The following is a 22279-nucleotide window of genomic DNA, read 5'->3' on the forward strand; positions in this document are numbered from 1 at the left end:
TGGCTTTTTTACTATGAATGCTGCATTTATTAGAGTCATGCGGGTGTGTTTTGCGAAATAAACAAAAGAAAGTTTGTTTCTCAGAATTATTTATTCTCGCCGGTCTTGTGTTTTGGCAGCGAGCGCCAACATCGTAAACACGCTTTCTATAAGGTACGCCATGACTACTTCCAAATTAACTGAGCAAACTCAACTGCCGTTATTGCCGTTGCGGGATGTCGTCGTTTTCCCGCATATGGTGATACCGCTGTTCGTTGGCCGTCCAAAGTCGATCAAGGCGCTGGAAGCTGCGATGGAGCAGGGCAAGAGCATCATGCTTGCCGCTCAAAAAGCAGCAGCGAAGGACGAGCCATCGCCTTCGGACATCTATGAAATTGGCTGCGTGGCCAATATCCTGCAAATGCTCAAGCTGCCCGATGGCACCGTCAAGGTGCTGGTCGAAGGCGCACAGCGTGCCCGTATCAATCACATCAGCGATGCGCCCACGCACTTCATCGCCGACCTGACGCCGCTCGAATCCGAGCCGGGCGACGAGTCGGAAGTCGAAGCGATGCGCCGCGCGATCGTGCAGCAGTTCGACCAGTACGTCAAACTGAACAAAAAGATTCCACCAGAAATCCTCGCTTCCTTGTCGGGCATCGACGATGCCGGCCGCCTGGCCGATACCGTCGCCGCCCACCTGCCGCTCAAACTTGAGCAAAAGCAGGTCATCCTGGAAATTTTCAGTGTGGCCAAGCGCCTCGAACACCTGCTGGGCCAGCTCGAAGGCGAGCTCGACATTCTGCAGGTGGAAAAACGCATCCGTGGCCGCGTCAAGCGCCAGATGGAAAAATCGCAGCGCGAGTACTACCTGAACGAACAGGTCAAGGCGATCCAGAAAGAACTGGGCGAAGGCGAAGATGGCGCCGACCTCGACGAGCTGGAGAAAAAAGTCGCGTCGGCCAAGATGCCGAAGGAAGCGCTCGACAAGGCCACCAACGAGCTGAAAAAGCTCAAGCTGATGTCGCCGATGTCAGCCGAAGCGACCGTCGTGCGCAACTATATCGACACCCTGGTCAACTTGCCGTGGAAGAAAAAATCCAAGGTCAACAATGACCTGTCGAACGCCGAGAAGGTGCTCGAGGGCGATCACTATGGCCTGGACAAGGTCAAGGAACGCATCCTGGAATACCTCGCGGTGCAACAGCGCGTCGACAAGCTCAAAGCGCCTATCCTGTGCTTCGTCGGTCCGCCGGGTGTCGGCAAGACCTCGCTGGGCCAGTCCATCGCCCGCGCCACGAACCGCAAGTTCGTGCGCATGGCGCTGGGCGGCGTGCGCGACGAAGCCGAGATCCGTGGCCACCGCCGCACCTACATCGGCTCGATGCCGGGCAAGATCTTGCAATCGCTGTCGAAAGTCGGCGTGCGCAATCCCTTGTTCCTGCTCGATGAAGTCGACAAGATGGGCGCCGATTTCCGTGGCGATCCGTCGTCGGCCCTGTTGGAGGTGCTCGATCCGGAACAGAACCACACGTTCTCGGACCATTACATCGAAGTCGATTTCGACTTGTCGGACGTGATGTTCGTGGCGACCTCGAACTCGTACAATATTCCGCCGGCCTTGCTTGACCGCATGGAAGTGATCCGTTTGTCCGGTTACACCGAAGACGAGAAGACCAGCATCGCCCAGCGTTATCTGCTGCCGAAACAGATCAAGAACAACGGTCTGAAAGAGGAGGAAATTTCGGTGGCCGAGTCGGCCCTGCGCGACATCATCCGCTATTACACGCGTGAAGCCGGCGTGCGCTCGCTGGAACGCGAAGTGTCGAAGATCTGCCGCAAGGTGGTCAAGATGCTGCTGCTGAAAAAGTCGGACAAGAAGGTCATCGTCAACTCGAAGAACCTGGACAAATTCCTCGGTGTGCGCCGCTATGATTTTGGCGTGGCCGAGAAAGAAAACCAGGTCGGTCAGGTGGTTGGCCTGGCATGGACCGAAGTGGGCGGTGACTTGCTGACCATCGAAGCCGTGTCGATGCCGGGCAAGGGCGCGATCATTCGTACCGGTACTTTGGGCGACGTGATGAAGGAGTCGATCGAAGCGGCCCGCACCGTCGTGCGCAGCCGTTCCGCGCGCCTCGGCATCAAGCCGGAAGCGTTCGAGAAGAGCGATATCCATATCCACGTGCCGGAAGGCGCCACGCCGAAGGACGGTCCATCCGCCGGTGCCGCCATGACGGTGGCGATGGTGTCGGTCTTCACCGGTATTCCGGTGCGCGCCGATGTGGCGATGACGGGCGAGATCACCTTGCGCGGCGAAGTATTGCCGATCGGCGGCTTGAAAGAGAAGCTGCTGGCGGCCCATCGCGGCGGCATCAAGACGGTCTTGATCCCCGAGCAGAACGTGAAAGACCTTGCCGATATTCCGGACAACGTCAAGAACAAGCTCGAGATCGTGCCCGTGCGCTGGATCGATAAAGTGCTGGAAATCGCCCTCGAACGCATGCCCGAAGCGTTGGCCGAAGTGCCTGCGGTGGAGCCAGTCGCCGCCGCAGCAGCCAAGCCTGACGCCGCCGGCGAGGTGGTAAAACACTAACGTTTTACCGCAGTTTTACCCAAACAAGCGCTTTTAAAGCGCTTGTTTCATATTCAAACGTGAATTGCAGCCCCAAAGCGCTTGACACATATACAGTGCGGCTTGTTTAATACGGCTGCACATTTTTTTCGCCGCACCGCTGTAGTGCCAGAAGCGCTGCAACAGCGCGGTAAACGTTTTATACCTTTGTAATTGGGGATGCTAGTGAACAAGACTGAATTGATCGACCACATTGCTGAAACAGCTGACATTTCCAAAGCCGCCGCTGCGCGCGCACTCGACGCTGTTATCGGCGGCGTGACGGAAACCCTGAAAAACAACGACAGCGTGACACTCGTTGGTTTCGGCACTTTCTCGGTAAGCGAGCGCGCAGAACGCACTGGCCGCAATCCACGTACCAAGGAAGCGATCACCATCGAAGCGGCAAAAGTTCCAAAATTTAAAGCTGGTAAAGCTTTGAAGGATGCTGTAAACTAACGGACTTCGGTGAGGTGACAATCGCCGGAAACATCTGGCGGCGCTTTCGGGTGCCGCGATTTTCAGAATGGGAAACCGGCTGAAAACAGATGCAGGCAGTAATGTGTATTTTTCGGAGTGGTAGTTCAGTTGGTTAGAATGCCGGCCTGTCACGTCGGAGGTCGCGGGTTCGAGTCCCGTCCGCTCCGCCAAAAAAATACGCTCTTTAGGAGTGGTAGTTCAGTTGGTTAGAATACCGGCCTGTCACGTCGGGGGTCGCGGGTTCGAGTCCCGTCCGCTCCGCCAGAATATGAGAACCCGCGCTGCATGTATATGCAGCGCGGGTTTTTTGTTTATCCGCCCGATTATCTTTGCAGCAGGCGATCTAATTGCCGCGTCACATTTTGATTATCAAATCCACCTTGTTTTAAATCACGCTTAAGCTTCGGCAGGTTTAATGCCGGAGTTCCATGGCCGCTGGCCGGCCCGGCGCCACCCTGATTTACCCTTGCTATAGCGCTATGGGCATTGTAGAATCAGGAGGTAAAGGGGAAGTGGGCAACAGTCCCGTCCATTCCGCCGAAGAAATCAAGGCGAACGCATGTTCGCCTTTTTTTATAGTGATCCACTCATCCCGAATTGGCTGACCATGTTTGAATTTATTCGTACCCATCGACGTTTGATGCAGTTTCTCCTGATGCTCATCATCGTCCCGTCTTTTGCACTGGTCGGTATCAGTGGCTATCAAAGCTTCGGCGACGGCGCGAACACCATCGCCAAGGTCGGCGACCAGGTCGTGACGCAGCAGCAATATGAAGAAGCGCAACGCCAGCAGATCGACCGCTACCGCCAGATGATGGGCGAGCAGTTCGACCAGAAAATGTTCGATACGCCCGAAGCGCGCCAGAGCATCCTCGACAACCTGATCGCCGAGCGCGCCGTGGCCGCCGAAGTGGGCCGCAGCAAACTGGTCATCAGCGACGCCGTGCTGCAAAAGGAAGTGCTGGACATTCCTGGCCTGACCATGGCTGATGGCAAATTCGATCTGGAAAAATACAAGGCCATGCTGGCCGCCCAAGGCATGACGCCGCAGATGTACGATGCGCGCCGCCGCAGCGACCTGGCCCTGCAGCAGTTGGCTGGCGCCGTGCAGAACACCGCGTTTGCGCCAAACACCGTGTCGAAGCGTTTGTCGGACATTACCTCGGAAGAGCGCGAAGTGCAGGAATTGCTGCTGCCAGTGGCCCAGTTCGTGCCTGAAGTCAAGGTAACCGACGCCATGGTCAAGGATTTCTACGACAAGAACGGCAAGTTCTTTGAAATCCCAGAGCAGGCAAAAATCGAATACGTGGTGCTCGACGGCGCCGCCGTGGGCGACCAGGTTGACGTCAGCGACGCCGACGTGAAAAGCTACTACGACAAGAACCAGAAAGCCTACACCACGCCCGAAGCGCGCAATGCCAGCCATATCCTGGTGACGGTGAAGAAAGACGCCTCCGCCACCGACAAGGCTGCCGCCAAGGCCAAGGCCGAAGCGATCCTGGCTGAAGTGCGCAAGGCGCCGGCAACGTTCGCCGCCGTGGCCAAGGCCAAGTCGGAAGATCCTGCCTCGGCCGAGCTGGGCGGCGACCTGGGCCCGGTCGTCAAGGATGCCTTGCCAAAACCGCTGGAAGAAGCCGCGCTGAAAATGAAGCAGGGCGACATCAGCGATGTCATCACTTCCGACTACGGCTACCACGTGCTGACGGTCACCAGCATCAAGCCACAGCACGTCAAGACGCTGGACGAAGTGAAGGGCGAGATCACGGCTGACTTGCGCAAGCAATTCGCGGCGAAGAAATATTCGCAAATGGCTACCGACTTTGCCGAAACCGTCTATGACCAGTCCGATAGCCTGAAGCCGGTGGCCGACAAGCTGAAGCTGAAAGTGGAAACCGTCGCCAACCTGTCGCGCACGCCGTCGCCAGCCCTGGGTACGGCGCCGTTCAACAACGCCAAGTTCCTCTCCGCCATCTTCTCGAACGATTCGCTGAAAGACAAGCGCAACACGGAAGCCGTTTCCGTCGGCGCGAACACGATGATTGCCGGCCGCGTGGTGGAATTCAAGCCTGCGACGAAGCGTCCGCTGGCCGAAGTCGACGCCATGATCCGCCAGCGCGTGACCCTGGAAGAGGCGGCGAAACTGGCGAAGAAGGCCGGCGAAACCAAACTGGCTGCCCTGAAAACCTCGGGTGAAGCGACTGGCTTCGGCGCCGCGCAGTGGGTCTCGCGCAGCAAGCTTGACGGCGTTAACCGCGCGGCGATTGCGCAAGTGATGAAGGCCGACACCAGCAAGCTGCCAGCCTATGTGGGCGTGGAGCTGCCGGCGCTGGGCTACGGCATCTACCGCGTCGGCAAGGTACAGCAGCCAGCTGAAGTGGACGCGGCGCGCCGCCAGCAGGAAAAAGACCAGATCGGCGGCATCCTGGCGCAACAGGAAATGTTCGATTACGTCGAATACCTGAAACACAAGGCCAAGGTGAAGATCGTCAAACCGGTCACCGCCGCCGCCCCGGTAGCCGAAGCGCCGTAAGCTTCTTCTGCCGCAAAAAAATAGCCGCTTTCGAGCGGCTATTTTTTATTAAAACGTCGTTAGCGTTACTGGTTACGCAGACATAAAACTGGGGTCAGACCCGTCGGGTCTGACCCCGGATTTCCGCTGCGTACCACGGACACGCCAACAGCGAGATTACTTCGCCCCCAATAAAGGCGACAGCTGCGGCCAGATATTTTTCAAAATCGTCGGATGCGCTTCGGCATTCGGATGCAGGCGGTCGGCCTGGAACCATTGCGGCTTGTCCATGATGCCTTCGAACATGAAGGGCACCAGCGGCGCTTTCCATTCTTTTGCCAATCTGCCATACACGCCATAGAACTTGTCGGCGTAGTCGCGGCCGTAGTTGGGCGGCATGCGCATGCCCACCAGCACCACCTTTGCGCCGCTTTTCCGGGCCGCGTCGCCCATCGCGCGCAGGTTCGCTTCGGCGGCCGTCACCGGCAGGCCGCGCAGGCCGTCGTTGGCGCCCAGTTCGATCAGCACCACGTCGGGGTTGTGTTTTGCCAGCAAGGCAGGCAGGCGCGCGCGCCCGCCGCTGGTGGTCTCGCCGCTGATGCTGGCGTTGACGATGCGCGTGTCGTTCTTTTGCGCTTGCAGGCGCTGTTCCAGCAGCGCCACCCAGCCCGTGCCGCGCGCCAGTCCATACTCGGCCGACAGGCTGTCGCCCAGCACCAGCAGCGTTTTTGGTGCAGAATAGGCGTTCGTCATGCTGGACACCAGCAGCAGGGCTGCCGCCGGAAGCAAGGACAGGGAGCGCCGCCGCGACTGGCTCGTATTTCCGGTACTTATTTGTTCACGAAATTTTTTAAGATAGATCAGCATGCCCGAATTCCCTAAAGCGACTTCCACCAATTTCATTCCCCAGGCAGCGTCCGGCCATCAGCCGGCGCCATCCACAGCGAACCAGAACGGCCAGCAGGCCATCGAAGTGGTGGGGCTGGCCAAGCGTGTACCCGATGCCGATGGTGAGCTCACCATCCTGCATCAACTTGATTTTACCGTGCAAACGGCCGAGACGCTGGCCATCGTCGGCGCTTCCGGTTCCGGCAAGTCGACCTTGCTCGGTTTGCTGGCAGGCCTGGATACCCCCAGCGCCGGCAAGGTGATCCTCGACGGCACCGATATCTTCGCCCTGGACGAAGACGGCCGCGCCGGCTTTCGCAAGGAAAAACTCGGCTTCGTGTTCCAGTCGTTCCAGCTGCTGGCGCACCTGACGGCGCTGGAAAACGTCATGCTGCCGCTGGAGTTGCGCGGCGACCCTGACGCAAAAGAGAAAGCGCAGGCCATGCTGGGCCGGGTCAACCTGGGCAGCCGCTTGAAGCATTACCCGAAGTACCTGTCCGGCGGCGAGCAGCAGCGCGTGGCGCTGGCGCGCGCGTTCGTGACCGAACCGCCGCTGCTGTTTGCCGATGAGCCGACTGGCAGCCTGGACGCGGCTACCGGCGAAGCGGTAATACAGCTGATGTTCGAACTCAATCGCGAACGCGGCTCGACCTTGGTGCTGGTCACCCACGATACGTCGATTGCGGCGCGCTGCGGACGCACCATCACGATTGCGGCGGGGCGCCTGGTTTGAATTCAGGCTGACAGGGCGTTGATCAACTTCCTGATCGCCGGGATCAATTCGCCGGCCGTCAGGCCGATCGGCCCGGCGCCCGAGGCCACCAGTGCGTCGGCTGCCGCGCCATGCAGCCAGACGGCGGCAAGCGCCGCTTCCCATTCCGGCCAGCCTTGCGCCAGCAGGGCGCCGCACAGGCCTGCCAGCACGTCGCCGGTGCCGGCCGTGGCCAGGGCAGGGCCGCCGGTGGTATTGATCACCACGCTGCCATCCTGGGCCGCGATGACTGTGCCCGATCCTTTCAATACCACGATCACGCCCAGCTGCGTTGCCAGCTGGCGCGCCGCTGCCAGGCGGTCGGCCTGCACTTCGGCCACCGTCATGTCGAGCAGGCGCGCCGCTTCCAGCGGATGCGGTGTCAGGATGGTGGCGCCGGCGCCGGTGCGCGTGGCCAGCGCCGATTGCAGTTCCGGTTCGGCCGCCATCAGGTTCAATGCATCGGCGTCAAACAGCAGCGGGCTGTCGCTGTCGATGGCGCGCTGCAGCAGTTCCACACTGCCGGTATCGCTACCCAGGCCCGGGCCGGCCACCAGTGCGCCGAACGCCAGGCCGGCGAAATCCATGTCCTGCGCGCGTTTGCACATCAGCTCGGGCTGGCCGCCATCGTACGCCAGCGGCGTGCCGGCAAAGCCGATATGCACGCGCCCGGCGCCCGCATGCAGCGCGGTGCGCGCGGCCAGAATCGGTGCGCCCGCCATGCCGGTAGCGCCGCCCAGCACGGCCACGCTGCCGTAGCTGCCCTTGTGGCTGTTTTGCCGGCGCGGCTGCAGGTGGCGCGCGAACAGGTGCAGGCCATTGAGTTGCGCGCCGGCTTGCGGCAGCAGCGCCGGTGCGATCGCCAGCGCCGCCACTTCCACCTCGCCCGCATGGTCGCGGCCATCGGCCGTGTGCAGGCCCGGCTTGTCACCGATAAAGGTGATGGTGTGGCTGGCGCGTATCGCGACGCCGTCCACCAGGCCCGTATCGGCATGCAGGCCGCTCGGCACGTCGAGCGCCAGCACCGGGCAGCTTTGCTGGTTGACCAGCTGCGCCATCTCGCGGCACACGCCCGCCAGAGGGCGCGTGGAACCGATGCCGAACAGGCCGTCGATGACCAGGTTCCACGGCGCGGCGTTGATGGCGGCGCTGGCCATGGTGGTGGCGCCGTCGATAAAGCGGGCGGCACTGTTGCGTGCGCGCGAGGCGGCCTGTTCGCGTTCGGGCGAGGTGGACTGCGCTTCGGGCGCCAGCCACGCCAGCACTTCGATGCCCGTGCCGGCCAGGTGCGCCGCCGCTTCCAGCGCGTCGCCGCCATTGTTGCCGGGCCCGGCCAGCACCAGCACGCGCATGTGGGCCGCATCGCCGTCTTCCAGGTGGTTCAGTATTTTCAGGGCAGCGCTGGCGGCGGCCTGGCCGGCGCGGGCCATCAGGGTGCCTTGCGGCAGGGAGGCTGCGGCGGCAGCTTCGATCGCGCGGATCTCGGCGATGCTGTAGAGCGGGGTGGCGGTGGCAAGCAGGGTCATGGGCGTTTCCTCGGTAAGATCATGTCAACATAAGGCCGATGGAGGTGCAATGCAAGGCGCACGAATGAAAACGCCGTTCTTGCGAGCCGCTACAATAGCCATCTCACACAGCGGAGGCTCTGCATGGACTGGCAATTCTGGATCGACCGTGGCGGCACCTTTACCGATATCGTGGCGCGCCGCCCCGATGGCAGCCTGGCCACGCACAAGCTGCTGTCCGAGCATCCTGGCCAGTACCGCGACGCCGCCCTTGCCGGCATGCGCCACCTGATGGCCGTGGCGCCCGATGCGCCGCTGCCGGTGGCGCATATCGGCGCGATCAAGATGGGCACCACGGTGGCCACCAATGCGCTGTTGGAGCGCAAGGGCGAACCGACCGTGCTGGCCATCACGCGCGGCTTTCGCGACGCGCTGCGCATCGCCTACCAGAACCGTCCCAAATTGTTTGCGCGCCAGATCGTGCTGCCCGAACTGCTGTACCGCGAAGTGATCGAGATCGATGAACGCATCGGCGCGCATGGCGAGGTGATCATGGAACTTGATGAGGCCGCTGCGCGCGCGGCGCTGCAGCAGGCCCATGACCGTGGCCTGCGCTCGGTTGCCATCGTGCTGATGCATGGCTACCGCCATCATGCGCATGAAGCGGCGCTGGCGCAGATCGCCCGCGAGGCAGGCTACACCCAGGTGTCGGTATCGCACGAGGTCAGCCCGATGATGAAGCTGGTGGCGCGCGGCGACACCACCGTGGTCGACGCCTATCTGTCGCCGATCCTGCGCCGCTATGTGGACCAGCTGGCCGAAGAGCTGCCCGGCGTGCACCTGCAGTTCATGCAGTCGAACGGCGGCCTGACGGACGCGCGCGCCTTCCAGGGCAAGGACAGCATTTTGTCGGGGCCGGCCGGCGGCATCGTCGGCATGGTGCGCGCCAGCGCGCTGGCCGGTTTCGATAAAGTCATCGGCTTCGACATGGGCGGCACCTCGACCGATGTGTCGCATTACGCCGGGGAATTCGAGCGCGTGTTCGAGACGCAGGTGGCGGGCGTGCGCATGCGCGCGCCGATGATGAGCATCCATACGGTGGCCGCCGGCGGCGGCTCGATCCTGCACTTCGACGGCGCGCGCTACCGCGTGGGGCCAGACAGCGCGGGCGCCGATCCCGGCCCGGCCAGCTACCGGCGCGGCGGGCCGCTGGCGGTAACCGACTGTAACGTCATGCTGGGCAAGCTGCAGGCCGCGCATTTTCCGCAGTTGTTCGGCCCCGATGCCGACCAGGCGCTTGACGTAGCCGGCGTGCGGGCCCAGTTCGAAGCGCTGGCGCGCACCGTGGGAAGTACCGCCGAAGAGGTGGCGCAAGGCTGTATCGCGATTGCGGTTGGCAATATGGCCAACGCCATCAAGCAGATCTCGGTGCAGCGCGGCCACGACGTCACCGGCTATACGCTCACCAGCTTTGGCGGCGCCGGCGGCCAGCACGCCTGCCTGGTGGCCGATGCGCTGGGCATGAAAACGGTCTTTGTCCACCGCCTGGCCGGCGTGATGTCCGCCTATGGCATGGGCCTGGCCGACCAGAGCGCGATGCGCGAACGGGCCATTGAAGAAAAACTTGGGGTGGGCCTGCAGGCGCCGCTGGCGGAACTGGGCGCGCAGGCGCAGGGCGAGCTGCTGCGCCAGGGCGTGCAGCCGGCACGCATCACCTTGCTGCGGCGCGTGCACCTGCGCTACGAAGGCACGGATTCGGCGCTGCTGGTGCTGTTCGATACCGAGCAGGGCATGCAGGCGCAGTTTGAAGCGGCCTACCAGAAACGCTTTTCCTTCCTGATGCCGACGCGCGCGCTGATCGTCGAAGCGATCTCGGTCGAAGCCATCGGCGCCTCGGATGCGCCGGCCGAGACGGCGCCGGCGTGGCAGCAACGCCCTGGGCCCTTGGTGCCGCTGGCAACCGTCGCCATGTACTGCGATGGACTATGGCGCACAAGCGGCCTGTATGCGTTTGACGCGCTGCGCCCCGGTGACGCCATTGCCGGCCCGGCCATCATCACCGATGCCAACGCCACCACCGTGATCGAACCGGGCTGGCGCGCCGACGTGACCAGCCAGGGCCATCTGGTGCTGCGGCGCGTGTCGGCACTGCCGGCGCGCCAGGCCATCGGCACGCAGGCTGACCCGGTGATGCTGGAAATCTTCAATAACCTGTTCATGTCGATCGCCGAGCAGATGGGGCTGCGGCTGCAGAACACCGCGCACTCGGTCAATATCAAGGAGCGGCTCGATTTCAGCTGCGCCATTTTCGACGCCGCCGGCAACCTGATCGCCAACGCGCCGCATATGCCTGTGCACCTCGGTTCAATGGGCGAGAGCATCCGCACCGTCATGACCTGCAATGCGGGCACGATGCGCCCTGGCGACGTGTATATGCTCAACGACCCGTATCACGGCGGCACGCACTTGCCCGACGTGACGGTGATTTCGCCCATATTCGACCTGGCCGGCAAGACCATCCTGTTCTATGTCGGCTCGCGTGGCCACCATGCCGATATCGGCGGCACCACGCCGGGATCGATGCCGCCGGACTCGACCCGCATCGAAGAAGAGGGCGTGCTGATCGATAATTTCAAGCTGGTCGACGGCGCCACGGGCTTGCTGCGCGAAGCCGAAACGCTGGCCCTGCTCGCGGGCGGCGCCTGGCCCGCGCGCAACCCGCAGCAGAACCTGGCCGACCTGCGCGCCCAGGTGGCGGCCAACCAGAAAGGCTTTGAAGAGCTGCACAAGATGGTGGCGCATTTCGGCCTGGAGGTAGTGCAGGCGTATATGGGCCATGTGCAGGACAATGCCGAGGAAGCCGTGCGGCGCGTAATCGGGCAGCTCAACGACGGCGAGTATGTGCTGGAGCTCGATAACGGCGCGCGCATCCAGGTGGCGATCCGCGTCGAGGCCGCTACCCGCAGCGCCACCATCGACTTTACCGGGACCTCAAGCCAGCTGCCGAACAACTTCAACGCGCCGTCGGCCGTCTGCATGGCGGCGGTACTGTATGTGTTCCGCACGCTGGTCGACGACGAGATACCGCTGAACGCCGGCTGCCTGAAACCCCTGAAGGTGATCATACCGGCCGGCTCCATGCTCAATCCGCAGTATCCCGCCTCGGTCGTGTCGGGCAATGTGGAAACCTCGACCTGCATCACCAATGCGCTGTATGGCGCGCTGGGGGCGATGGCGGCCTCGCAGGGCACGATGAACAATTTCACGTTCGGTAACGAGCGATACCAGTATTACGAGACCATCTCGGGCGGCTCGGGCGCCGGTCCCGGTTTTGATGGCACCAGCGTGGTGCAGACGAACATGACCAATTCGCGCCTGACCGACCCCGAGATTCTCGAATGGCGTTTTCCGGTGCGGCTCGACAGCTATGGCATACGCCAGGACTCGGGCGGGGCGGGGCGCTGGCAGGGCGGCAATGGCGGTGTGCGGCGCGTGCGCTTTCTCGAAGCGATGACGGCGGCGATATTGTCAAACAACCGCGTGCATCCGCCGTTCGGCATGGCCGGCGGCGCGCCGGGCGCGCTGGGGCGCAACCATGTGGAACGGGCCGACGGCAGCGTCGAGCATTTGCCGCATATCGGCAAGGCCGCGATGCAGCCGGGCGATGTGTTCGTGATCGAGACGCCGGGAGGTGGCGGCTACGGCATGCCGGAATAAGCCGGCTGCGCGCCCGTGAGCTGCGCCCGCAGCTGCCCCACGTCGCGCATCGGCGCGCGCCCGAACTGGCGGCTGTATTCGCGGCTGAACTGCGATTCGCTGGCGTAGCCGACCCGGTAGCCTGCCGTGCCGGCATCGATTTTTTCCACCAGCAGCAGCCGGCGCGCTTCCTGCAGGCGCAGCGTTTTCTGGTATTGCATCGGCGTCATGGCGGTAATTGCCTTGAAATGGTGGTGCAGCGACGACACGCTTATGTTGGCCACACCGGCCAGCTGCTCGATGCGCAGCGGTTCGCAGTAATTGTGCTGTATCCATTTGATGGCCTGCCCGACCTGGTGCGACTGGCTGCTGGCCAGGGCCATATGGCGCAGCCGCGCGCCGACCGGTCCCTTTAGCAGGCGGTAGGTCAGCTCGCGCTGGATCAGCGGCGCCAGTGCGGCGATATCGGCCGGCTGGTCGAGCAGGCGCATCAGGCGCAGCATGGCGTCGAGCAGGTCGTTCGGCACTTCGCTGACGGAAATGCCGCGCGTGACCGGAATCTGGCGCGAGAAGGCCGTGTCGTCGCTGGCCGTCAGCGCGGCCACGTCGGCGATATCGATGCCCAGCACTACGCACAGATGCGGCGATTCTTCGCTTGCCTCCACCACCCGCGCCTGCACCGGCAGGTCGACCGAGGTCAGCAGATACTGCATGCGGCTGTAATGAAATACCTCGCTGCCCAGTGTGACTTCTTTCGCGCCCTGGGCGATGATTGCCACGCTGGGGCGCGCCGCATGGCACAGCGAATCGGTGGGCGTATTGCGGCGGTGGAAGGAAAGGCTCTCGATGGCCGTACCGTAGTCGCCATTGCCGGGAGCATGGCGGCCGATCAGGGCGGCGATTTCATCTTGCGGGGACAGGAAAGGTTTCATGGTGGCGCCAGTGTAGCAGGGCGGCGATGGCAAGGCGCGTGATGCTGGCCATATTCGGACTATCGTGCAAAGTTCTTGCAGGATCGCGGTAACGCGCGCTGCTGCGCTGGTGCACACTGAGGCCAGTCGCATGCAAGCCATGCGTGATCCCCGCAACCAGACCAAAGGAATTCTCATGACCACCACCGCCAAAGGCTACGCCGCACTGGGCCCGACCAGCAAACTGCAACCGTTCACGTTTGAACGCCGCGCCCCGCGCGAAGACGACGTCGCCATCTCGATCAAATACTGCGGCGTATGCCACTCCGATATCCACCAGGCCCGCGACGAATGGGGCGGCGCTGCTTTCCCGATGGTGCCCGGCCATGAAATCGCCGGCGTCGTCACTGCCGTTGGCGCCAATGTCAGCAAGTTCAAGGTGGGCGACCATGTGGGCGTTGGCTGCTTCGTCGATTCCTGCACTACCTGCAAGACGCGCAACGTCGACCTGGAACAATACATGCCAGGCCTGGTGCAGACCTATAACGGCGTCGAAGCGGACGGCAAGACCGCTACCCAGGGTGGCTACTCGGACAGCATCGTTGTCAAGGAAGGCTATGTATTGTCGATTCCCGACAACCTGCCGCTCGACGCCGCAGCGCCCTTGCTGTGCGCCGGCATCACCCTGTATTCGCCGTTGAACCATTGGAAAGCCGGCCCTGGCAAGCAGGTGGCGATCCTGGGCATGGGCGGCCTGGGCCACATGGGCGTGAAGATCGCGCACGCCATGGGCGCCGAAGTAACGGTGCTGAGCCAGACCCTGTCCAAGCGCGAAGACGGCCTGCGCCTGGGCGCCTCGCACTACCATGCCACCAACGACCCTGAAACCTTCAGCAAGCTGGCCGGCACCTTCGACCTCTTGATCTGCACCGTCGGCGCCTCGATTGACTGGAACCAGTACATCAACCTGCTGAAGGTCGACGGCAGCATGGTCATCGTCGGCATTCCGGACGGCGCTGTGCCGCCGGTTAGCGCCTTTGGCCTGGTCGGCGCGCGCCGCAGCCTGTCCGGTTCGATGATCGGCTCGATCAAGGAAACCCAGGAAATGCTGGACTTCTGCGGCAAGCACAATATCGTCTCCGATATCGAAGTGATCCGCATCCAGGACATCAATGAAGCGTTCGAGCGCGTGGTGAAAAGCGATGTGCGCTACCGTTTCGTGATCGACATGGCGTCGCTGGCCGAGTAAGCAGCTTACGTGGCGATACCGTATTTGTGTTGCGTCGCCACGTATTGCTGTCTGAGCGATTCGAGCTTCGGATGCCTGGGATCGATCTTGCGGATCACCTGCAGTTGCTCCTGCAGCTGTTCCGCCAGCAGCGGCTCCCAGCCCAGCATATTGAGCTGGCGCAGGATCGCTTCGACCGAGGCGAACAGCACCGGCATATTTCCAGGCGTGCGGCGCAGGGCCTGGCGCAGCATGAAGACGGCGCCCTTGAATTCGCCGCTTTCGGTTTTGCCGGCGGCGTCTTCCAGCAGTTCCTGCACCTGGTTCCTGATCTGCTGGCCCAGGCCCTTGGCCAGGTCGTGGCGGCCGGCCTTTTCAAACACGTCCACCGCCTGTTCCATGCTCACATCGCTATCGGGCTCGTTGACCATCTTCATCATGACTTCCGAAGCGGCGTCGTCGAGGTTGTTTTTCAGGCAGCTTTGCACCAGGCTGACTTTCAACTGGGTCGACAGGCCGCTGGCCATATTGGCGGCGCTGGCGGCCTGCTGCAGTTCGCTGGCTGCGGCCAGGTCGTTGCCGGCCAGTTCATGCAGCATGGCGGCCGAGATGGCGCGGCACGTTTCCACATTGGCGCCGCCGCGCAAGGAGCGCTCCATGTCGCGCAGCACGCCGCTGGCCTGCGGGCCATCGCCTTTTTTCACCAGCGTCTTGACCAGGTTGAGATGGTCTTCCGGGTCGCGAAATTCCGAATATTTTGCCTTGGTCACCACCTGCTTGTAGGCCTTTTCGGCCGCGCCGATATCGCCCGACTCGAACGCCATGCCGCCCAGGCGGCGCAGGCGCCGCACCACGTGCGGGGAGATGGTGACCGCGTCTTCGAGGATTTTCTTGGCCAGCAGCGGCTGGCCCATCGCCTCGTGGTTCTGCGCCAGCAGGTCGTAGGCGGCCATGAAGCGGGGATTCTGTTCGACCAGCACGCCCAATGCCTGTTCCACCTCCTCGTGGCGCTGCTGTGCGAAAAGGGTGCGCGCCATGCCCAGGTGCACCCAGGCCATCGGCCGCGTGGCCAGCATCTCGGCATAGATCTGCTCCGCTTCCTTCCATTCGCCCAGCGACAGCTGGAGCTCGGCGCGCAGGCGGACAAAATCGGCAGCCAGCCGCGGATGCTTCGCTTCAGCCGCCAGGCAGGCCTTCACGGCGCCATGCAGGTCGCCCTTGTCGATCAGCTGGTACGCCGGCAGGAAGATGGCGCGCCGTTCGATCGCGCGCGCGATGCGTCCGCTCAGCACTTCGACCGTAAATGGCTTCAATATATAGTCGGACGGCGTCAGCTCTGCCGCACTGACCACCTTGCTGTGGATCGCTTCGGAGGTCAGCATGATGAAGATGGTCCAGGGCTTGACCAGCTGGTGATGGCGCAAGTCTTCCAGCAATTGCTGCCCGTCCTGGCCGTCCGAGCCACTACCAAGATCGTATTCACACAGGATGATATCGAACGATTTCTTGTTCAGCAGGCGGATCGCGGTGCCGGAATTGACCGCGTATTCGACCTTGCTGATGGCCGCCTGGTTCAGCATATTGTGCAAATTGCCGCGCATGCTGGGATTGGGGTCGACAATGAGGACAGATAAGTTGCTATTTTCTGGCATCGTTCAGCTCTCGTTGATCTGTGCGGCCGGCGGCGGCAACCGGTGCCTGCTTGCGCCCATGGCCAGATTGTTTTTACCAGCATACTGCAAAGCCGTGCCGCGCTGCCAGCAATTGCGCGCAATCGTTTTTGCCTCATGTTGCCGCATGTTGCACAAGTGCATCGCTTGCAAGGCCGCCATGCGCGCACGCGACGCAAACGCCAAATTTGCGCCGCGTGCTACATTAAGAACATCATAGTCAGCCATTATCCGGTACCTGTTCAGTATCGCGCTTCCCATGCATATGCCGTCCTGGTCCACATTGCGCAGCGTTGCCGCACCGCTCGCCTTCGGCGGCAGCAGGGAGCAGCGACACGCCTATTTTGCCGAGCTGCACCGGGTCGGCTTGCTCACGCAGATCCTCGGCATCGGCGCGTTCGGCCTGGCCTGGCTGCTCGTGCCCATCGGTTACCAGCCCGAACTGCGGCCTGCCGCGCTGGCGATGGCCGGCATGCTGGCCAGCCTGGTGGTGCGCGCCCGCTGCACCACCTTGTTCATGCTGACCGCCAGCAGCGCCGTCGCCGTGCTGTCGCTGACCTTCGGCCTGCGCACCCTGACCGACGGCATCGGCCATTCCGCGTTCTGGGTGCTGCCCGTGGGGGTGTTCATGACGCTGGCGATTGCGCCCATCTTCAACGGCGCCCTGGTGTACCTGGCGGCAGTGGCCGGCATCTGGTGGATCGTCGGACACGACCTGTTTCCCCTCAACGCGGGCCAGGCCGATGAAACCTGGGCCGCCCTGATGATAGTCGTCAGCCTGGTATTCGGGCTGGCGCTGAACCTCAGTTTCAGCCTGCTGCGCCTGCGCAGCTACCGCTCGCGCCAGGAACTGATGCGCCTGGCCTACCAGGACGCGCTGACGGGCCTGAACAACCGCCGCAAATTCACCGACGCCGCGCAGCAGCTGCACGCGCGCCCGGGCCGTGGCCCATTGTTCTTCATGATGATCGATATCGACAACTTCAAGTCCATCAACGACAGGCTTGGGCACGATGTGGGCGACGCCGTGCTGGTGCGCACCGCCGCCGTGCTGGCGGCTCGTGCCACCGAGAACGGCGAGCACTTGTGCGGGCGCCTGGGCGGCGAAGAGTTTGCGGTGGTGTACGCCGGCGAGCGCGATGCGGCCTGCGTGTTTGCCGGCGAACTGGTCGACACCGTCTACCAGGCGTTCCAGCCCGCGCACCTGGTCTCGGTCAGCATCGGCATTGCCGCCATGGAACCAGGCACCGACCTCACGCACAGCTACCGGCTGGCCGACGAGGCACTGTACCTGGCCAAGAACCAGGGCAAGAACCGTTATGTGATCGTCTGAAGCGTGGCCTGGAAAGTGTGCGGCTGGCCCGGGAGTGCGCAACTTGGCAAGAATAAGAGGGGGCAAAACGGGTATAATGCGCGCAAAGGAAATTTGCCACACCATGATCTTGTCTTGTCATACCTACCTTTAACCCGCAGCCACGCTGCATCAACCACCTTCCAACCATGTTGATACTGCCGGGTTCCAATGCCCTGTCCGCCTTCCGTAGCACTCGTTTGCTGACCCAACTGCAAGCCGTTTCGCCTGCCATCGTTGCGGTGCAAGCACGCTACGTCCATTTCATCGATGCCAGCTCGCCCTTGTCCGCCGACGACAGCACGCGCCTGGGCGCCTTGCTGACCTACGGCGAGCCGGCGCAGCCTGACAATACCGATGGCGGTTTCGAAGAATTCTTCGTCATTCCCCGTTTCGGCACGATCTCGCCGTGGGCATCGAAAGCCACCGACATCGCCCACAACTGCGGCATGGCGCACATCAAGCGCGTCGAGCGCGGCGTCGCCTTCCGCATCAACCTGAAATCGGGCATCCTGGGCAGCGCGATAGGCGCCGGCAAGCTGGCTGCAGAGCAGGTCCAGGCGGTGGCCGACCTGCTGCATGACCGCATGACCGAATCGGTGCTGCGCAGCGCCGACCAGGCGCAGGACCTGTTCCGCACGCTGGAAGCACGCCCGCTCGAATCGATCGATTTGCTGGGGCAGGGCAAGGCCGCGCTGGAAACGGCGAACGTGGAGCTGGGCCTGGCGATGTCGGAAGACGAGATCGACTACCTGGACGCGGCGTTTACAAAAGCCGGCCGCAATCCGACCGACGTCGAACTGATGATGTTCGCGCAGGCGAACAGCGAGCATTGCCGCCACAAGATCTTCAACGCCGACTGGACCATCGACGGCGTGGCGCAGCCCAAGTCGCTGTTCGGCATGATCAAGAACACCCACGAACTGCAGCCGAAAGGCACCGTGGTCGCCTACAGCGACAATTCGTCGATCATGGAAGGCGCGACTGTCTCGCGCTTCTACCCGCGCGGCGAAGGCCACGAATATGCAGCCTCGGAAGAGCTGACACACACCCTGATGAAGGTGGAAACGCATAACCACCCGACCGCGATTTCGCCATTTCCCGGCGCATCGACCGGCGCGGGCGGCGAGATCCGCGACGAAGGCGCGACCGGCCGCGGCGCTAAGCCGAAGGCCGGCCTGACCGGTTTCACGGTCTCGAACCTGTCGCTGCCAGGCGCCGTGCGCAGCTGGGAAACGGCAGCTTCCGTGACCGCGCCGCTGGCTGGCCGCGAAGAAGCTGCGCAGTACGGCAAGCCTGAACGCATCGCGTCGCCGCTGCAGATCATGATCGAAGGCCCATTGGGCGGCGCCGCGTTTTCGAACGAATTCGGCCGTCCGGTCCTGGGTGGCTACTTCCGTACCTATGAGCAGAATGTCGGTAGCGATAAAGACGCGGTGTTCGGCTACCACAAGCCGATCATGATCGCCGGCGGCATCGGCAATATCTCGGCGCAGCACACGCATAAAAACGATATCCCGGTCGGCAGCCTGCTGGTGCAGCTGGGTGGCCCGGGCATGCGCATCGGCATGGGCGGCAGCGCCGCCTCGTCGATGACCACCGGCAGCAACACGGCCGACCTGGACTTCGACTCGGTCCAGCGCGGCAATCCGGAAATGGAACGCCGCGCCCAGGAAGTGATCAACGCCTGCTGGCAGATGGGCCCGGACAATCCGATCATCTCGATCCACGACGTGGGCGCGGGCGGCTTGTCGAACGCTTTCCCGGAAATCACCAATGACGCCAAGCGCGGCGCGATTTTCGACCTGCGCAAAGTGCCGCTGGAAGAATCGGGCATGGCGCCGAAAGAAATCTGGAGCAATGAATCGCAAGAGCGCTATGTGCTGGCGATTGCGCCGGAAAGCCTGCCGCTGTTCAAGGCCATGTGCGAACGCGAACGCTGCCTGTTTGCCGCCGTCGGCGTGGCCACCGAAGAACGCCAGCTCAAACTGATCGACCCTGAACTGGGCAACGAGCCGGTCGACATGCCGATGGATGTCCTGCTGGGCAAGCCGCCGAAGATGCAGCGCGACGTGGTCCACGTGGCCAGCGACTTCCCGGCAATCGACTTGACCGGCATGGACCTGGTGGACGTGGCGCAAAAAGTGCTGCTGCTGCCGACCGTGGCCGACAAATCGTTCCTGATCACCATCGGCGACCGCAGCGTGGGCGGCATGACCGTGCGCGACCAGATGGTGGGCCCGTGGCAGGTGCCGGTGGCCGACTGCGCCGTCACCACCATGAGCTTCGAAGGCTACCTGGGCGAAGCGATGGCGATGGGCGAACGCACGCCGCTGGCCGTGATCGACGCCGCAGCATCGGGCCGCATGGCGGTCGGCGAAGCCGTCACCAATATCGCCGCCGCTGCGATCAGCGACATCTCCGACATCAAATTGTCGGCCAACTGGATGGCCGCCTGCGGCCAGCCCGGCCAGGACGCGGCCCTGTACGACACCGTGAAAGCGGTCGGCATGGAACTGTGCCCGGCGCTGGGCATCAGCATCCCGGTCGGCAAGGATTCGCTGTCGATGCGCACCACCTGGAAAGACGAAGACAATGGCGCGGCGAAATCCGTCACCTCGCCGGTGTCCCTGATCGTCTCGTCGTTCGCACCAGTCACGGACGTGCGCAAGTCGCTCACGCCACAGCTGAAAACCAATCTGGGTGACACCTCGCTGATTTTGATCGACCTGGGCCGCGGCAAGAACCGCCTCGGTGCCTCGGCACTGGCGCAAGTCATGGGCCAGCTGGGCAACGCCACGCCGGACGTCGACAGCGCCGAAGACCTGAAGGCCTTCTTCACCGCGATCCAGCAACTCAATAGCGATGGCAAGCTGCTGGCCTACCATGACCGTTCGGACGGCGGCCTGTACGCCACCCTGACGGAAATGGCGTTTGCCGGCCACACCGGCATGTCGGTCAACCTCGACATGCTGACCATGGAAAGCGAACACGCCAGCGACTGGGGCGACGCCAAGAACTGGACCGGCCAGGTGGCCGAGCGCCGCAACGAACTGACCCTGCGCGCCTTGTTCAGCGAAGAGCTGGGCGCCGTGATCCAGGTACGCGCCGAAGAAAAATCGATCGTCATGGATGTGCTGCGCACCTTCAACCTGGGCGCCTGCAGCCATATCATCGGTAAACTGAACGACCGCGACGTGGTCGAATTCACGCGCGACGCCAAGCTGATCTACACCCAGCCGCGCGCGGAACTGCACCGCCTGTGGAGCGAAACCAGCTGGCGCATCGCCCGCCTGCGCGACAATCCGGCCTGCGCCGACGCCGAATACGACCGCCTGCTGGACCTGCAAGACCCGGGCATGACGCCTGTCGTCACGTTCGACCAGAACGAGAACATCGCCGCACCGTTCATCGCCACCGGCGTGCGCCCGCGCGTGGCCATCCTGCGCGAGCAGGGCGTCAACTCGCATATCGAAACGGCGTTCGTGATGCACCAGGCCGGCTTTACCGCCATCGACGTGCACATGAGCGACCTGATCGCCGGCCGCGTGAAACTGGACGACTTCCAGGGCGTGATTGCCGTCGGCGGCTTCTCGTACGGCGACGTGCTGGGCGCCGGCGAAGGCTGGGCAAAAACCATTCTGTTCAACGCCAGTCTGGTCGAGCAGTTTGCGCGCTTCTTTGCGCGTACCGACAGCTTCGGCCTCGGTATCTGCAACGGCTGCCAGATGATGAGCAATTTGAAATCGATCATCCCCGGCGCCCACGCCTGGCCGAAGTTCACGCGCAACAAGTCGGAAAAATTCGAAGGCCGCTTTGCCATGGTCGAAGTGATGGATTCCCCATCGATCTTCTTCAACGGCATGACCGGCACCCAGGCCGGCATCGCGATCGCCCACGGTGAAGGCTACGCCGACTTCTCGCAAACCGGCGACATCACCCAGGTCCACAAAGCCATGCGCTTTGTCGACAACAAGGGCGCCGCCACGGAAGCGTATCCGTACAACCCGAACGGCTCGCCGGAAGGCATCACCTCGGTGACCACGCCGGACGGCCGCTTTACAGTGTTAATGCCGCATGCGGAGCGGGTGTTCCGGTCAGTGCAGCAGTCGTATCATCCTGAGGCTTGGGGTGAGGATTCGCCCTGGATGAGGATGTTCAGGAATGCGCGGAAGTTTGTGGGGTAAGTTAGCTGTTGGATAGAAATAAAAAGCCGCTGTCATGAGATAGCGGCTTTTTTCGTCTTATCTGCAGAGAAAACCGAATGCTATAGAAATTTAGCTACTTCAACAATAATGATGGCGGACGGCACCAGCAAAAATTGCGCAATCACCGTTCCCGCCAATCTGCTCCCCACCAGCCACACCACCGCCCGTCTGAATTGCGATTCCTCGATCTTTCCTTCAATAACGTCATCCGTCATGCCTGACATATGCGGATCGATAAACACCGCCATCATGACGGTGGCGCCACCGTTGATAATCGACGACAGGGGGCTGGAGGTAACGCGCACGCTCGGGTCGAGTGCGCCAGCGTACAGGGCGGCGAATACGCCGACTGTCCATAGCGCCGTGGCAATGACGTTCATGGCGGTCATGGAGATCGATACGCCCGAGTCTTTGCGCAAACCTGTTACGTTGGCGGGGTTGGGAATCCGGCGGAGTTTGAGCTGCAGTAAGCAGATTTTGACGCGCTTATTG

14 protein-coding genes and 2 tRNA genes are annotated in these 22279 nt (G+C 62.6%); 10 read left to right on the plus strand and 6 right to left on the minus strand.

Features of this window, described 5'->3' with window-relative positions; all coding sequences use genetic code 11:
- Positions 1-160: 160 nt before the first annotated feature.
- The 5 genes from lon to AC0Z42_RS17440 all read left to right on the plus strand — a co-directional run bounded on the left by lon (position 161) and on the right by AC0Z42_RS17440 (position 5600).
- On the plus strand, positions 161-2572 hold the full coding sequence (gene lon / locus AC0Z42_RS17420) for an endopeptidase La (protein WP_485469456.1): 2412 nt from the start codon (positions 161-163) through the stop codon (positions 2570-2572).
- Positions 2573-2776: 204 nt separating this feature from the next.
- Positions 2777-3049, plus strand: coding sequence for an HU family DNA-binding protein (locus AC0Z42_RS17425; protein ID WP_065309571.1), 273 nt, complete (start codon positions 2777-2779; stop codon positions 3047-3049).
- Positions 3050-3163: 114 nt separating this feature from the next.
- A tRNA-Asp gene (locus tag AC0Z42_RS17430) sits at positions 3164-3240 on the plus strand.
- Between the two features lie 17 nt (positions 3241-3257).
- Positions 3258-3334: transfer RNA gene (locus AC0Z42_RS17435), tRNA-Asp, on the plus strand.
- A 343-nt stretch (positions 3335-3677) separates the two neighbouring features.
- Positions 3678-5600, plus strand: coding sequence for a SurA N-terminal domain-containing protein (locus AC0Z42_RS17440; RefSeq protein WP_485469457.1), 1923 nt, complete (start codon positions 3678-3680; stop codon positions 5598-5600).
- A gap of 156 nt (positions 5601-5756) precedes the next feature.
- On the opposite strand, the gene AC0Z42_RS17445 is transcribed toward AC0Z42_RS17440, so the two are convergent.
- Positions 5757-6332 (minus strand): arylesterase, encoded by a 576-nt coding sequence (locus AC0Z42_RS17445; RefSeq protein ID WP_485469458.1) that lies wholly within the window; start codon positions 6330-6332, stop codon positions 5757-5759.
- A gap of 220 nt (positions 6333-6552) precedes the next feature.
- Between AC0Z42_RS17445 and AC0Z42_RS17450 the strand changes: the two genes are divergently transcribed.
- Positions 6553-7200: an ABC transporter ATP-binding protein gene (locus tag AC0Z42_RS17450; RefSeq protein ID WP_171899005.1), complete on the plus strand. Its 648-nt coding sequence runs from the start codon at positions 6553-6555 to the stop codon at positions 7198-7200.
- Between the two features lie 2 nt (positions 7201-7202).
- On the opposite strand, the gene AC0Z42_RS17455 is transcribed toward AC0Z42_RS17450, so the two are convergent.
- Positions 7203-8744, minus strand: a complete 1542-nt coding sequence (locus tag AC0Z42_RS17455) for an NAD(P)H-hydrate dehydratase (protein WP_485469459.1) — start codon at positions 8742-8744, stop codon at positions 7203-7205.
- 123 nt (positions 8745-8867) lie between these two features.
- Here AC0Z42_RS17455 and AC0Z42_RS17460 point away from each other — a divergent pair, with 123 nt between their 5' ends.
- The gene (locus AC0Z42_RS17460) at positions 8868-12440 is read left to right on the plus strand and encodes a hydantoinase B/oxoprolinase family protein (RefSeq protein WP_485469460.1); all 3573 of its coding nucleotides are present in this window, start codon (positions 8868-8870) and stop codon (positions 12438-12440) included.
- On the opposite strand, the gene AC0Z42_RS17465 is transcribed toward AC0Z42_RS17460, so the two are convergent.
- Entirely contained in the window at positions 12422-13351 is a 930-nt protein-coding gene (locus AC0Z42_RS17465; RefSeq protein WP_485469461.1) for an AraC family transcriptional regulator, read from the minus strand. The two genes, AC0Z42_RS17460 and AC0Z42_RS17465, sit on opposite strands and share 19 nt — an antisense overlap.
- Positions 13352-13526: 175 nt before the next feature.
- On the opposite strand from AC0Z42_RS17465, the gene AC0Z42_RS17470 reads away from it, so the two are divergent.
- The gene (locus tag AC0Z42_RS17470) at positions 13527-14579 is read left to right on the plus strand and encodes an NAD(P)-dependent alcohol dehydrogenase (protein ID WP_485469462.1); all 1053 of its coding nucleotides are present in this window, start codon (positions 13527-13529) and stop codon (positions 14577-14579) included.
- A 5-nt stretch (positions 14580-14584) separates the two neighbouring features.
- Here AC0Z42_RS17470 and AC0Z42_RS17475 read toward each other — a convergent pair whose 3' ends face one another.
- Together AC0Z42_RS17475 and AC0Z42_RS17480 are read right to left on the minus strand one after the other, a co-directional pair.
- Complete coding sequence (locus AC0Z42_RS17475) at positions 14585-16210, minus strand: response regulator (RefSeq protein WP_485469463.1); 1626 nt, start codon at positions 16208-16210, stop codon at positions 14585-14587.
- 3 nt (positions 16211-16213) lie between these two features.
- On the minus strand, positions 16214-16456 hold the full coding sequence (locus AC0Z42_RS17480) for a hypothetical protein (RefSeq protein WP_485469464.1): 243 nt from the start codon (positions 16454-16456) through the stop codon (positions 16214-16216).
- 31 nt (positions 16457-16487) lie between these two features.
- Between AC0Z42_RS17480 and AC0Z42_RS17485 the strand changes: the two genes are divergently transcribed.
- Positions 16488-17561 (plus strand): GGDEF domain-containing protein, encoded by a 1074-nt coding sequence (locus AC0Z42_RS17485; protein WP_485469465.1) that lies wholly within the window; start codon positions 16488-16490, stop codon positions 17559-17561.
- Positions 17562-17728: 167 nt separating this feature from the next.
- Positions 17729-21766, plus strand: a complete 4038-nt coding sequence (gene purL, locus AC0Z42_RS17490; RefSeq protein WP_485469466.1) for a phosphoribosylformylglycinamidine synthase — start codon at positions 17729-17731, stop codon at positions 21764-21766.
- An 80-nt stretch (positions 21767-21846) separates the two neighbouring features.
- Here purL and AC0Z42_RS17495 read toward each other — a convergent pair whose 3' ends face one another.
- Entirely contained in the window at positions 21847-22263 is a 417-nt protein-coding gene (locus tag AC0Z42_RS17495) for a lipid II flippase family protein (protein ID WP_485469486.1), read from the minus strand.
- Positions 22264-22279: the final 16 nt, after the last annotated feature.

The organism is Janthinobacterium sp. 1L-D-8-B-C4 (assembly GCF_057291295.1).